This is a genomic window from Roseateles rivi (assembly GCF_043555845.1).
Lineage (GTDB): Bacteria > Pseudomonadota > Gammaproteobacteria > Burkholderiales > Burkholderiaceae_C > Roseateles > Roseateles rivi.
In genome coordinates this window covers 353,129-367,460 of sequence record NZ_JBIGHZ010000005.1, presented here as the reverse complement: position 1 = coordinate 367,460, position 14,332 = coordinate 353,129, and the positions used below count along the sequence as shown (strand labels likewise).

At 64.1% G+C, this 14,332-nt stretch carries 9 protein-coding genes; 6 read left to right on the top strand and 3 right to left on the bottom strand.

Annotated features, from left to right (window positions below):
- The first annotated feature begins 194 nt into the window (after positions 1–194).
- The 5 genes from ACG0Z6_RS14305 (at position 195) to ACG0Z6_RS14285 (ending at position 7,178) form a co-directional block, all read left to right on the top strand.
- Positions 195–476, top strand: a complete 282-nt coding sequence (locus tag ACG0Z6_RS14305) for an iron uptake protein (RefSeq protein ID WP_394462538.1) — start codon at positions 195–197, stop codon at positions 474–476.
- 18 nt (positions 477–494) lie between these two features.
- The gene (locus ACG0Z6_RS14300) at positions 495–2,174 is read left to right on the top strand and encodes a PepSY-associated TM helix domain-containing protein (RefSeq protein WP_394462536.1); all 1,680 of its coding nucleotides are present in this window, start codon (positions 495–497) and stop codon (positions 2,172–2,174) included.
- Positions 2,167–2,502 (top strand): DUF3325 domain-containing protein, encoded by a 336-nt coding sequence (locus ACG0Z6_RS14295; RefSeq protein ID WP_394462534.1) that lies wholly within the window; start codon positions 2,167–2,169, stop codon positions 2,500–2,502. Before ACG0Z6_RS14300 ends, ACG0Z6_RS14295 begins: the two co-directional genes overlap by 8 nt.
- A gap of 81 nt (positions 2,503–2,583) precedes the next feature.
- The gene (locus ACG0Z6_RS14290; protein ID WP_394462532.1) at positions 2,584–4,767 is read left to right on the top strand and encodes a TonB-dependent siderophore receptor; all 2,184 of its coding nucleotides are present in this window, start codon (positions 2,584–2,586) and stop codon (positions 4,765–4,767) included.
- A 227-nt stretch (positions 4,768–4,994) separates the two neighbouring features.
- Positions 4,995–7,178 carry a TonB-dependent siderophore receptor gene (locus tag ACG0Z6_RS14285; RefSeq protein WP_394462530.1) on the top strand — a complete coding sequence of 728 codons (2,184 nt, stop codon included), beginning with the start codon at positions 4,995–4,997 and terminating at the stop codon, positions 7,176–7,178.
- A gap of 32 nt (positions 7,179–7,210) precedes the next feature.
- Here ACG0Z6_RS14285 and folD read toward each other — a convergent pair whose 3' ends face one another.
- The 3 genes from folD to ACG0Z6_RS14270 form a co-directional block, all read right to left on the bottom strand.
- The gene (gene folD / locus ACG0Z6_RS14280) at positions 7,211–8,065 is read right to left on the bottom strand and encodes a bifunctional methylenetetrahydrofolate dehydrogenase/methenyltetrahydrofolate cyclohydrolase FolD (RefSeq protein WP_394462528.1); all 855 of its coding nucleotides are present in this window, start codon (positions 8,063–8,065) and stop codon (positions 7,211–7,213) included.
- Positions 8,066–8,164: 99 nt separating this feature from the next.
- Positions 8,165–8,788, bottom strand: coding sequence for a response regulator transcription factor (locus tag ACG0Z6_RS14275; protein ID WP_394462526.1), 624 nt, complete (start codon positions 8,786–8,788; stop codon positions 8,165–8,167).
- Positions 8,785–11,337, bottom strand: coding sequence for a PAS domain S-box protein (locus ACG0Z6_RS14270; RefSeq protein ID WP_394462524.1), 2,553 nt, complete (start codon positions 11,335–11,337; stop codon positions 8,785–8,787). The genes ACG0Z6_RS14275 and ACG0Z6_RS14270 overlap by 4 nt, the downstream gene beginning before the upstream one ends.
- 236 nt (positions 11,338–11,573) lie before the next feature.
- Here ACG0Z6_RS14270 and aceE point away from each other — a divergent pair, with 236 nt between their 5' ends.
- A complete protein-coding gene (aceE, locus tag ACG0Z6_RS14265) occupies positions 11,574–14,285 on the top strand; it encodes a pyruvate dehydrogenase (acetyl-transferring), homodimeric type (protein WP_394462522.1) in 2,712 nt (903 codons plus the stop codon).
- Positions 14,286–14,332: the final 47 nt, after the last annotated feature.

The window sequence follows — 14,332 nt, the reverse complement described above, 5'->3', positions numbered from 1 at the left end:
GGTGCGCCATCTTAGGGGTGGTGCCAGCCTGTCGCTCGCGCAGACACGACCAACACGCTGTCGGGGCTCTTTCGTTCCAGGTCTTGAGTTGAGTGCAATAATGCGAACAATTCGCAATAGCAATTGGTGTTTCGCTGCGCTGCGAAATCAAACAGGGGTGCCGCGGCCACGCGCGCAGCCAAGGGAGGGGGGTTATGCACATCAAAGAAATCGTGTCGCGCACGGCAGCGGCATTGCTGGGCAGCTACATCGCTTGCTGGGGCCTGGCGGCCTTTGGCATTGCGCTGGCGGTGACCTTGGGCGCGGACTTTGAGGACGCCCAGGCCGTCGCGGCCATGCTGGTGTTCCTGGTGTTTCTCTGTGGCTTTTTGTGGGCCTTTGGCACGCAGCGCCTGGCCGCGGTGTGGCGCGTGCAAATGGGGCTGGGGTTGGTGCTGACGGTGCTGGCTCAGTGGCTGCAGCAGCGCTTGGTTTGAGTTTTTGAGGGAGTGACGATGTCGCCGAATTTCCGTCAGTCCATGGCCTGGGTGCACACCTGGTTTGGTTTGGTCGTGGGCTTTGTGCTGATCGTGGTGTTCTTCTTCGGCACGCTGTCGGTGTTTGATCGCGAGATTGACCGCTGGTCGCTGCCCAACACCCGCTTCGAGCCCCAGCCCATGCCCTCGTTTGACAAGGTCTTGCTCCCGGCAAGCCGTCTGGCCACACCCACGGACGAGGCCATGGCTGAGGGGCAGGCACTTTCCAAAACGCCTCTGCCTTCGCGCCAGGACTTGGTGGCCGATGAAATCTGGGCCTACACCACCCACCGCGACCCGCTGCTGCGCATGGGCGTGGACTTTGCCGTGCCCAATCCCATAGACCCGCACGCCCACAACCACATTGGGAGCGATTTGACGATCGACCCCCGCAGCGGTCAGCCCATCAGCAGCAGTCAGCTGGCCTTGGGCACGGGGTTTATCTTCCCCATGCACTACTCGCTGCATTTGCATTGGGCGCATCTGGGCATCTGGCTGGTGGGCTTGTGCGGCCTGGTGCTGATGGCGGGTTTGGTCAGCGGCGTGGTCATTCACCGCAAAATCTTTCGCGAGTTCTTCACCTTCCGCCCCAACAAGCATTTGCAGCGCAGCACGCTGGATTTGCACAACCTCACCGGCGTGGTGGCACTGCCGTTTCACTTCTTCTTCGGTCTGACGGGGCTGATGATTTTTGCGGCCATCTATCTGCCCATCACCGACACCCAGCTCAAGCCCCTGCATGAGCGCCACGAGGCTGCCGCGCACGCCGCCAAAGGCTTGCCCGAACACCGTGCGGGCGTGGCCGCACCGCTGGCCTCGGTGGACGCCATGGTGCAGGACGCCAAAGCGCGCTGGGCTGCACGCGGCATGCCTGGCGAGGTGGGTTTTTTGCAGATCCACCACCTCGGTGATGCGAACAGCTACGTCAGCCTGCACCGCGCAGGCAGCGACCGCGTGGCCTTGGTGGGGCAGACCATTCACTACGCAGGCGCCACGGGGCGTTTGCTGCACGAGGAGCCCGAGCGCTCCAAGGCCGCAGGCCTGCACGAGTTCTTTGTGGGCTTGCATCTGCAGCACTTTGAGCACTGGGCGCTGCGCTGGCTCTACGTGCTGGGCGGCCTGCTGGGTTGCGCCTGCATTGCCACAGGCTTTGTGTTCTTTGTTGAGAAGCGCAAGGCTCAGCATGCCCGCCAAGGGCGCAGTGGCGCGCGCTGGGTGGACGCGTTGGCGGTGACCAGCGTCACAGGCATGGTGCTGGCGACCTTGGTGCTGTTGTGCAGCAACTGGGTGCTGCCCACGCAGCTGTCCGAGCGGGCGCAGTGGCAGGAGCGCTTGTTCTGGGGGGCATGGCTGCTGAGCTTCGTGCATGCGGCTTGGCGCAGTGCGCCGGTGGCTTTGGCACGGCGCAACCCGGCCTGGGCCGAGCAGTGCTGGGCTGTGGCTGCTCTGGCGCTGCTGGCGGTGCTGCTCAACGCCTGGGCTACGGGCGATGCGCTGTGGCGCACGCTGCCCCAAGCCTATTGGCCTGTGGCGGCCATGGACATCTGCTTGCTGCTGACGGCAGGGGTGTCTGCTTGGGCGGCACGGCGCCTGGGTCGTGCGCGTCAGGGCCAAAGCGCGACTGTGACGCCACTGCGCCAGGAGGGTGCCCATGCTTGAGCTTCATGCTTCTACCGTGTTGCTGCTGGCCGCGGTGCTGTGCAGTGTGCTGGGCATGGCCTGCTTGGCGCTGAGCCAAGAAGCCCACTGGCTGGCTGTGCTTCCCAAAGCCCAGGCGCTGAACCTGCGCCAGCAACGCCTGGCGCGCGTGCTGGGGGGCATGGCACTGCTGGGCGCTGCGCTGCTGTGCGGCCAGGCCGACCACATCAGCATGGCCGTGCTGGTGTGGCCTTTGCTGCTGAGCGCCGCCGCAGGCCTGGTGGCCTTCAGCTTGAGCTGGCGCCCACGCAGCTGGGGGCTTTTGGCCGCATTGCTGCGGCGCTGCTGATTTGTCTTGCGCAGCCCCTCCCTGGGTTGCGCCCACCTCATGTGGCCCGCCATCGCCAGTGCCGCGAACTTTTGTACTGATATGTCCGGACACCGTTTCTTGCTCCAACCCAAGCCTGTGACCCTCGCCACCTTGGCCCTGCTGTGCAGTGCCCATGCGGCTTCCTGGGCGCAGACCCAAGCACCCGCCACACAGACTCAGGCCGAAGAGGCTTCCCTGCCCACGATCAAGGCTCGCGCCAAGCGCGAGTCCAGCGGCTACACCGCGAGCCAAAGCCGCTCCGCCACGGGCTTGAACCTCAGCCTGCGCGACACCCCGCAGGCCGTGAGCGTCATCACGCGCGAGCGCATGGATGACGCCGGCATGGCCACCATGGCCGACGTGTTTCGCAGCGTGCCGGGCCTGTCCGTGGTTGGCAATGACAGTGGCCGCTCCACCATCAGCGCACGCGGTTTTGATGTTGAGAACCTGCGCCTGGATGGCATGCCGCTGGAAACCAGCTGGGGCTATCTGGAGCGTCTGGCGACGCCAGCTTTTGAGTCGGTGGAGGTGACGCGCGGCGCTACGGGGCTCACCGCCGGGGAGGGAAACCCCTCCGCCACCATTTCCATGGTGCGCAAGCGCGCGCAGGCCCGCGCCCTGACCGGGCAGCTGCGACTGGCTCTGGGCACACAGGCCCTCAAGAGCGGCACGTTGGATCTCAGCACCGCGCTCAACAGCACGGGCAGCGTGCGCGCACGGGTGGTGGCTCACGCCGAGCACCGCGACGGGCATCTGGATTTGGAGCAGCGCCGCACCCACCAATTCTTCGTCACCGCAGAAGCCGATCTGAGCTCCGCCACGCGCCTGACTCTGGGGCACCTCTACAACCGCAGCGCCATCGATGGCGGCTACTGGGGTGGTCTGCCCCTGTACTACAGCGACGGCTCGCGCACCCACTTCAAGCGCGGTGCCACCACGGGTGTGCGTTGGAACGAGTGGTACGAAACCCTCAACTCCACCTTTGTGAAGTTGGAGCATCAGCTGAGCAACGATTGGCGTGTACAGGCTGAGCTCAGCCGCGACCACGGAGACGCGCACTACAAGATGGTGTGGGCCACCGGAGAGGTGGACCGTAAAACCGGGCTTGGACTCACGGGCATTCCCTATTTCTGGGAGCCACGCCCGCATCAGCTCAACGCCATGGTGGGGCTGCAGGGCAAGTTCCAGGCTTGGGGACACAGCCATCAGGTGTTTGCCGGCTTGCAGCGCTTGAGCGCGCCCGGCGGCTGGAAGAACCGCGACCTCGTGGGCGATCCGCCAGCCATGGAGTCTTTGCACCAGTGGACTGGCAACTGGACGCCACCAGCGGTGAGCGAGGTCTACAACGGCGGAGACAGGCAGACCACGCAAACCGCCGTCTATGTGGCCAGCCGCTTGCAGATCAGGGACGACGCGCGCGTGATTTTGGGCATGCGCCTGTCGGACTACCGCTTCAAGCAAGAGGTGGGCGCCTGGAACCCCGAGCCCTATGGCATTCGCCACAAGAACGTGCTCACGCCCTACGGCGGCTTGGTGTGGGATTTGAGCTCGGGCGTGTCGGCCTATCTCAGCCACTCCAGCATCTTCAAACACCAAGCCGCTCAAGACCGGCATGGCAAGTACCTGGACCCCATCGAGGGCGTGAGCCAAGAGCTGGGTCTGAAAGGCGAGTGGTTGGGCGGCGACTTGCAGGCCTCGGCCACGGCCTTTCGCATTGAGCAAAACAACTACGCCGTGCCAGACCCCGGGTACAAAGTGCCCGGCACCGCCGACGACGCCATGCGTGGGGTGCGTGGCGTGAATTCGCGCGGCGTGGAGCTGGAGCTGACGGGTCAGCTGCAGCCCAATTGGAAGTTGGGGGCCTCGCTGAGCCACTTCCGTGTCAGCCATCCCGAGGGCGAGGTGGTTTTGGCCCATGTGCCGCGCACACTGTTCAAGCTTCACGCCCAGCATCGCCTCAGCGGTGTGTTGCAGGGATGGCATGTGGGCGCTGAGCTGCAATGGCAGGGCAGTGATCGCTATGAAGCCGAGAACCCTGCAAGCAAGGCCCAAGAAGCCATCGGTCAGAAGGCCTACGGCCTCTTGGGGCTGACGGCGCGCTGGGACGTCACGCCCAAGTGGCAGTTGCAGCTCAATGTCGACAACGCGCTGGACCAGCACTACCGCCAGATGCATGCGTGGAGCCCAACCTATATGGACGGAGCCCCCCGTAGCATCAAGCTGGGCTTGAGCGGGCGCATCTGAAACTCAAGGCCCGCACCCACGCGGGCCCTGGCGCGTCACGCCTGAGCCGAGCGCAGCCACGCGCTCGGCAGATTCCAGCGTGTTGACCAGCCGCATGGCGATGGGCTCGGGGCCCACGCCGCTGGCCGGTCCGCCTCAGCGCGGCTCATTGGCCTTGCGCAGCAGCTCTGCGCTGCATTCACCTCATGTGGCCCGCCATCGCCAGTGCCGCGAACTTTTGTACTGATATGTCCGGACACCGTTTCTTGCTCCAACCCAAGCCTGTGACCCTCGCCACCTTGGCCCTGCTGTGCAGTGCCCATGCGGCTTCCTGGGCGCAAGCCCAAGAGCCCAGCGCACAGACTCAGGCCGAAGAGGCCTCCCTGCCCACGATCAAGGCTCGCGCCAAGCGCGACTCCAGCGGCTACACCGCGAGCGAAAGCCGCTCCGCCACGGGCTTGAATCTGAGCCTGCGCGACACCCCGCAGGCCGTGAGCGTCATCACGCGCGAGCGCATGGACGACGCCGGCATGGCCACCATGGCCGATGTGTTTCGTGCAGTGCCTGGGTTGGCAGTGTTAACCAATTACGGCGATGGTGCCTCCGTCAGTGCGCGCGGCTTTGAGGTCAACAATTTGCGCCTCGATGGCATGCCACTGGATACCAGCTGGGGCCATCTGGACCGACTGGCGACCGCGGCGTTTGAGTCGGTGGAAGTGACCCGAGGGGCCGCCGGGCTCACGGCGGGCGTGGGCGACCCCTCGGCCAGTATCTCCATGGTGCGCAAGCGCGCGCAGGCCCGCCAGTTTGAAGGCCAGGTGGCTCTGACGCTGGGGACGCAGGCGCAGCGCGGTGGCACGCTGGACCTGAGTACCGGGCTCAATCGCGAGGGCAGCCTGCGCGCACGCGTCGTCGCGCATACCGAGCATCGGGACGGGCATTTCGACCTGGAGCGACGCCGCACCCAGCAGCTCTTGATCACGACCGAGGCCGACCTGGGCTCTGCGACGCGCCTGACGCTCGGTTACCTTCACAACCGTGGAGACGTGGGTGGGGGCAGCTGGCAGGGGCTGCCGGTGTTCTACTCCGACGGTAGCCGCACGGCCTTCAAACGCGGTGCGACCCTGGGGGTGAGTAGCAGCTTTCGGAACGAGACGCTCAACTCCACTTTCCTGAAGCTCAATCACCAGCTTTCGCCTTTGTGGCGCCTGCAGGCCGAAGTCAGCCGAGACCAAGGCGCGGTTGATTTGTCACAGGTGTGGCTGACTGGGGAAGTGGATCGTGGGACGGGACTGGGTTTGAGTGGGGAGCCTTCCGTTTATTGGAACAGACCTCAGCAAGTCAACGCCATGCTGGGCTTGCAAGGGCATTTTGATGCGTGGGGGCGCCGGCATGAGCTGAGCGCAGGCGTGCAGCGCCTGAATGCAAGCATCGGTTGGCAGGGCAGAGATATCGTCGGCCCTAAGCCTGCGATGGAGTCGCTGCACCAATGGCGTGGGCTGTGGTTGGCACCACCCTTGGGTGAGGTCTACAAGGGCGGTGATTACCACATCACGCAAACCGCAGGCTATTTGGCCAGCCGATTGCAGCTCAGCGATGCGGCCAAACTGATCCTGGGCGCGCGCGTGTCGGACTACCGCCACCAGCAGGAAGTCGGAGCCTGGAGCCCCGAGGCTTACACCGTGCGCAATCAAAACGTGGTGACGCCTTATGGCGGCCTGGTGTGGGACCTCAACGAACAGATCTCCGCCTACCTCAGCCATGCCGGCATCTTCAAGCATCAGGCGGAACGCGACCGCAATGGCAAATACCTCGACCCGCTGCAGGGGCAGAGCCAGGAGCTGGGCCTCAAAGGGGAATGGTGGGATGGCAAGCTGCAAGGCGCGCTGACCTTGTTCAACGTTGAGCAGCACAACTTTGCGGTGGAGGACGTGGGCTTCAAGGTGCCCGGTACTGCTGAAACGGCCAAACGTGCGGTGCGTGGCGTGCGCTCTCGGGGTGTGGAGTTGGAGCTCCATGGGCAGCTCAGCCCCACATGGAAGCTCAGTGGCTCGCTGAGTCACTATCGCGTGCGCCACCCCCAGGGTGAGGTGGTGTTGGCCTATTTGCCGCGCAGTCTGTTCAAGCTGAGCACGCAGCATCGACTCAGTGGCGCTTTGCTGGGCTGGCATGCGGGCGCCCAGCTGCATTGGCAAGGTGCTGACGAGGTGTATACCGATCATCCGGTCAGCAAGCAGTCGGTCTATGTGGGGCAAAAGTCCTTTGCCTTGCTGAATTTGAACCTGCGCCGCGATTTGGGCCGCCAGTGGCATGCCCAGCTGAACATCGAGAACGCGCTGGATCGGCGTTATCGGCAGATGTCATGGGGCGACGCCAACTACAAGGATGGCGCCCCGCGAACCGTCAAGCTGACGCTCAACGGTCGCTTCTGAAGGCCAGCTGCTGCGCCGCGTGGGGGGCGAGATCAGCCCGCCACGCGCTCGGCAGATTCCAGCGTGTTGACCAGCAGCATGGTGATGGTCATGGGGCCCACGCCGCCGGGCACGGGGGTGATGTGGCTGGCGACTCGCTTGACGCCTTCGAAATCAACGTCGCCGCAGAGCTTGCCCTCGTCGTTGCGGTTCATGCCCACGTCAATGACCACGGCGCCGGGCTTGACCATGTCGGCGCGCAGCACATCGCGCTTGCCCACGGCGGCCACGATGATGTCGGCTTGGCGCGTCATGGCGGCCAAGTCCGCCGTGCCGCTGTGGCAGATGGTGACCGTGGCGTTGGCCTGCAGCAGCATCATGGCCATGGGTTTGCCCACGATGTTGGAGCGCCCAATCACCACCGCATGTTTGCCGCGCAGGTCTTTCATGCCGATGCTCTCCAGCATCTTCATGCAACCGTAAGGGGTGCAGGCCTTGAAGCCCACTTCACCCACCATCAGCGCGCCCGCGCTGGCGATGTGAAAGCCGTCAACATCCTTGGCCGGGGCAATGGCTTCGATGACTTTGTGGTCGTCAATGTGCTTGGGCAAGGGCAGCTGCACCAAGATGCCATGGATGCTCGGGTCCTTGTTCAGGGCGTCGATGCGGGCCAGCAGCTCGGCCTCGCTCAGGCTGGCTTCGTACTTTTCCAGCACGGAGTGCAGGCCTGCGTCCTGGCAGGCCTTGACCTTGTTGCGCACATAAACCTGGCTGGCTGGGTCTGCACCCACCAGGATCACGGCCAGGCCGGGCTTCACACCCTTGGCGGTCAGCGCGGCGGCGCGCTGGGCCACTTCGCCGCGGAGTTGCTGGGAGAGGGCGTTGCCGTCGATGAGGGTTGCGGACATGTCTGGGGTCTCCGTAAAGACTGTGTATTGTCGGGACAAAAAGCAAAAGGCCGCTGCAACAGCGGCCTTGGTGGGAGCCAGTTTGGGTGGGGCGACCGCTCAGGCCTTGGCTGTTGCGCCCAGCGCGATTTTGAGCAAATCGGCGACGGTGTTGGCGTTGAGCTTCTCCATGATGTTGGCGCGGTGCGCCTCCACGGTTTTGATGCTGATGCCCAGGTCGTCGGCAATTTGCTTGTTCAGGCGCCCGGCCACGATGCGCTCGAGCACCTGCGCTTCACGCGAGGTCAGGCGCGACAGCAGCGCGTCGCGGCTGGCGGCCTCTTGCTGCGTGGCAAAGGCCTCACGGGCGCGCTCGAGCATGCGCTCGACCAGCGACACCAGTTCGTCTTCTTTGAAAGGCTTCTCGATGAAATCGATAGCCCCTTTTTTCATGGTGGTCACGGCCATGGGCACGTCGCCGTGGCCGGTGATGAAGACGATGGGCAGGGGGCTGCGCTTTTCAATGAGCTTGTCTTGCAGCTCAAGACCGCTCATGCCGTCCATGCGGATGTCGCAGATCAGGCAGGCGACTTCGCGGGTGTCGAGTCGAGCCAGGAAAGCTTCGGCGGAGTCAAAACATTTGACCCTGTAGTCTTTGCCTTCCAGAAGCCATTGCAGCGAATCGCGCACGGCTTCGTCGTCATCGACCACGTAAACATTGCCCTTTTTTGGAATCAAGCTCATGGTAGTGCTGTGGAGTTATGCGTGGGGCCCGAGGTGGACTCGGGGCGCGAGACGTCGACGGGGATGGTGAAGGCGAAGCGACACCCGACCACGGCAGTCCCATTGTATAAGTTCTCGGCCTTGATCCTGCCTTGATGGGACTCAACGATGGAGCGGCATAACCCTAGGCCTATGCCCAAACCATCTGTCTTGGTGGAGTAGAAGGCTTCGTACATGCGCTCAATCACTTCCTGTGGTAGGCCTGGGCCCATGTCGGTGACCGAAAACTCAATATTCGGGCCCAGGTCTTGTGTGTGTTTGGGTACCACACGCAGCTCGATGTGGCGGCGCGAAGGGGGTAGGCCCGCATTGTCTATGGCTTCGGCTGCGTTCTTGAGCAGGTTCAGCAAGACCTGCTCAATCAAGATCGGGTCCACCATCATGGTGGGCAGGCGCTGCGCCACGTAGGCGTGTATGGCCACGGAGCGGCGGCGCAGCTCGATGCTGGCCAGCTCTACCGCATCTTCCACAATGGCCGAGGCGTGCGCGGTCTGGCGCTGCGGTTCGCTGCGTTTGACGAAGTTGCGAATGCGGTGGATGACCTGGCCGGCGCGCTGTGCTTGCTTGGCGGTCTTTTCCAGGGCGCCAAGCAAGTCGTCTTTGGAGATGGTGTCGGCGCGCACGCGCGAGACCATGCCGTTGCAGTAGTTGGTGATGGCTGTCAGCGGCTGGTTGAGCTCGTGTGCCACGCTGGAGGCCATTTCGCCCATGGTGATGAGTCGGCTGGTGACCTGGGCTTTTTCGGCCTGCTGCTGCGCCAGAGTCTCGGTGCGACGGCGCACGGTGATGTCTGTGGCGATGAGCATTTGCGCCAGGCGCCCGTCGGTCCAGGCCAAGTAGCGGCCGCGCACATCAAACCACATGTCCAGGGCTTCGATATAGACCTCGCGCGGGTCGGAGCCTGCTTCGGTGAGCTGCTGGGTGGGCAGCCCGGAGTAGTCGTCGACTTCATCGGCGAGATGCTCATCTTCGCCACGCTCGGTGCGTTGGCCCGCAAGCTGGTTGTGCCCGCCGGGGTCGGCGCCAAACCACAGGCGGTAGCTGCGGTTGGCAAACAGCAGCTCGCCTTGCTGCACCGACAGTACCGACACGGCCGCTTCCAGGCCTTCGAGCACGGTGGTGAAGCGCTCGTGCGAGGCGCTGAGCTGGTCGCGCACGCGCTTGGCCTCGGTGATGTTGGTCATCGAGGTCATCCAGCCGGTTTGCTTGCCCTTGGGGTCAATCAGCGGCGAGACGTACATGCGTGCATCAAAAATGCTGCCGTCCTTGCGCATGACCTTGACCTCGGCCCCGCCTGCCGGGCTGCGGCCCTGCATTTCTTGGTGCAGCAGGCGCAGGTTTTCGTCGTGGCGGTCCGGGGGCCAGAAGGGGAAGGGGGGCTTGCGCCCCATCAATTCGACCTCTGAAAACCCCGTCATGGCGCAAAACGCTGGGTTCACATAGCTGATGCGCGTGTCCAAGTCCATGGCGCGCATGCCCGTGAGCATGGAATTCTCCATGGCGCGGCGGAAATTGGTCTCGGCCGAGAGCGCGTTTTGCACCTGGGCGCGGCGGCGCATGTGTTTCCAGGTGCCCAGCAGCATCCACACTGTCAGTGTGGACAGCGCCACCACCATCCAGAACAAGGTGTTGCTGATGAGGCCAATAGAGGTGCGGTAGCCCTGGCCGCGCAGCACCAGACCGTTCATGGCCGGTGCCATGGGGACCTCGTGATAGATGGGCGCTCGTGCCAAGCGCTGGCCCGGCATGGGGGTGACGGTGGCGGCAATGATTTGGTCGCGTGCGTCCAGCACCACCACGGCGTGGCGTGCGGCCACGTCGGCGGGCACATAGAAGCGCAGCAAGGCCTCCACCGAGTATTCAGCAATCAGCACGCCGGAGAAGCCGCTGCGGTCGGTCAGCGGCACTTGCAGCTGGAACACCGTGGCGTTGTTGGCGTCGGTAAAGGAGGGCGAGTACTTGGGCTGACGGCTGTCGCGCGCGGCCTGGAAGGCTGCCTCAGGGGCGGAGCCCAGCATGCCATTGGGTAGCGAGGGATCTTCGCCGTCGAGGTGGGGGAGTTGGTCGGTCTCAAAGCCTGCAGCGGCGACGCTGGCGCGGCGCTCGCGCTTGGGGCCCAGCCAGGTGATGTGGGTGATTTCGGGGCGCAGCCGCGCAAAGGCAGCGGCTTGGGCCCCAAAGTCTTGCGGCGTGATGGCGCGCGTGACCACGTCGCGCGCCAGGCGCGCCAGATGCTCTTGGTTCTCCACCAGGCGCAAACGCAGTTGCATTTGCACCACCTCGGTATCGCGTTTGACGGCCTCGGCCTCGCGTTCGTTTTCTTCATTGCGCAAGTACCAGAAGGCCGCAATGATGGCCGCTAAAAACAGCGCCACCGACAGCAACGGCCCGAGGGTGGCAAAGCGGTCTTGGCGGGAGGGGGACTGGCGACGCCACCAGCTCATTGCCAGGCGTCGGGCGGGAAGGTTGAGGCGACGTACGGCGTCCGATAGGGCGGAGGTCAAGGGCATGGGGTGATTATCCCGACCGCTGACTGGCCCACCGCCAGCGTGGGCGGTCTGTGCCCTGGGTGAAACCCGAACAATTTCATATTACGAAATACAATCGCGCTATTTGAAAAAATTTGGACTTGTGCGAAACTTCCTTCGACTCTTTCGAGAGTCGGGGAGGTGCTCGCCCGTGTTGCCCGTGTAGTGGGGGTGGCTTGCGTCTCTACCGTCCAACCCCAGTACAGGAGACACCTCTTATGTCCGCGCAGTCACCGTCGGCACCCGGCCAGGCCGCTCCCGATACCGATGCTGTCGAAACCAAGGAATGGCTGGACGCGCTGAGCGCCGTCATTGGCGAGGAGGGCGGTGAACGCGCCCACTACCTGTTGAACCAGCTCATTGATCACGCGCGCCAGGCCGGCATTGATGTGCCGTTCTCGGCCAACACGGCCTATATCAACACCATCCCGACCGACCAGGAAGAACGTTGCCCTGGCAATATCGAGATCGAGAAGCGCCTGCGCGCCTACATGCGCTGGAACGCCATGGCCATGGTGGTGCGTGCCAACCGCCTGAACCCGGACGATGGCGGTGACCTGGGCGGCCACATCGGCTCGTTTGCCTCGCTGGCCTCCATGCTGGGTGCGGGCTTCAACCACTTCTGGCACGCCGAGAACGAGAACCACGGCGGTGACCTGCTCTACATCCAGGGCCACAGCTCCCCCGGCGTCTACGCCCGTGCCTTCCTGGAAGGCCGCCTCAGCGAAGCGCAGCTCGATAACTTCCGTCAGGAAGTCGATGGCAAGGGGCTGTCCAGCTACCCGCACCCCAAGCTGATGCCCGAGTTCTGGCAGTTCCCGACCGTCTCGATGGGCCTGGGCCCCTTGATGGCCATCTACCAAGCGCGCTTCCTGAAGTACCTGCACGCCCGTGGCATTGCTGACACGGCCAAGCGCAAGGTCTGGGCCTTCATGGGCGACGGCGAGATGGACGAGCCGGAAAGCCTGGGCGCCATTGGTCTCGCCGCACGCGAAGGCCTGGACAACCTGGTCTTCGTCATCAACTGCAATCTGCAGCGCCTCGATGGCCCGGTGCGCGGCAACGGCAAGATCATCCAGGAGCTCGAAGGCGAGTTCCGCGGCAGCGGCTGGAACGTGATCAAGCTGATCTGGGGCAAGGGCTGGGACGAGCTGCTGGCGCGCGACAAGTCCGGCAAGCTCAAACAGCTGATGATGGAAACCCTGGACGGCGACTACCAGGCCATGAAGGCCAATGACGGCGCCTTCATCCGCAAGAACTTCTTCGGCAAGTACCCCGAGACGCTCAAGCTGGTTGAGCACATGAGCGACGAGGAGATCTTCGAGCTGCGCCGTGGTGGCCACCAGCCCGAGAAGGTCTACGCAGCGTTCCACCGTGCGCACCACAACACCACGGGCCAGCCCACGCTGCTGCTGGTCAAGACGGTGAAGGGCTACGGCATGGGCAAGGCCGGTGAAGGCAAGAACACCGTGCACCAGACCAAGAAGCTCACGGACGACGACATCAAGCACATCCGCGACCGCTTCGGCATTCCCATCCCGGACAGCGAGCTGCCCAAGATCCCGTACTTCAAGCCGGCCGACGACACGCCGGAAATGCGCTACCTGCACGAGCGCCGCCAGGCCCTGGGCGGCTACCTGCCCAAGCGCCGCGTGAAGGCCGATGAGACCTTCGAAGTGCCGCCCCTGGAGACCTTCAAGGCTGTGCTGGAACCCACTGCCGAAGGCCGTGAGATCTCCACCACGCAAGCTTATGTGCGCTTCCTGACGCAGCTGCTGCGCGACAAGGCCCTGGGCCCGCGCGTGGTGCCCATCCTGGTGGATGAGGCCCGCACCTTCGGCATGGAAGGCCTGTTCCGCCAGATCGGTATCTACAACCCCAAGGGCCAGCTCTACACCCCGGTCGACAAAGACCAGGTCATGTACTACCGCGAGGACAAGGCCGGCCAGATCCTGCAAGAAGGCATCAACGAGGCAGGCGGCATGGCCTCCTGGATCGCCGCGGCCACGTCGTACTCGACGAACAACCGCGTGATGGTGCCCTTCTACGTGTATTACTCGATGTTCGGCTTCCAGCGCATTGGCGACTTGGCCTGGGCTGCGGGTGATATGCAAGCGCGTGGCTTCCTGCTGGGCGGCACCTCGGGCCGCACCACGCTGAATGGCGAAGGTCTGCAGCACGAAGATGGCCACAGCCACATCCTGGCGGGCACCATCCCCAACTGCATCTCCTACGACCCGACCTTCGCGCACGAAGTGGCAGTCATCCTGCACAACGGCCTGCAGCGCATGGTCGTGAACCAGGAGAATGTGTTCTTCTACCTCACGCTGCTGAACGAGAACTACGCCATGCCAGGCCTGACGGCCGGCACCGAGGGCGAGATCTTGAAGGGCATGTACCTGCTGCAAGAGGCCAAGGCCGATGCGGCGCTGACGGTGAACCTGCTGGGCTCGGGCTCCATCTTGCGCGAGTCCCTCTTCGCCAAGGAATTGCTGGAGCAGGACTGGGGCGTGGGTGCTCACGTGTGGAGCTGCCCGAGCTTCAACGAGCTGGCCCGCGACGGCCAGGACGCCGAGCGCCACAACCTGCTGCACCCCACGGGCGAGCAGCGCCAGTCCTTCGTGGCCAAGCAGCTCTCGCGCACCAGCGGCCCGGTGGTGGCCTCGACCGACTACATGAAGAACTATGCGGACCAAATCCGTGCCTTCATCCCCGCCGGTCGCAGCTACAAGGTGCTGGGTACGGACGGTTTCGGTCGCAGCGACTTCCGCAAGAAGCTGCGCGAGCACTTCGAGATCAACCGCCACTACATCGCGGTGGCGGCGCTCAAGAGCCTGGCCGACGAAGGCAAGCTGCCCGCAGCCAAGGTGGCCGAGGCCATCGCCCGTTACGGCTTGAACACCGACAAGATCAACCCCCTGTACGCCTGAGTGGGCACTCGCGGTGAGGGCGCGGCAGGCTGACAAAGCCCGCCCCG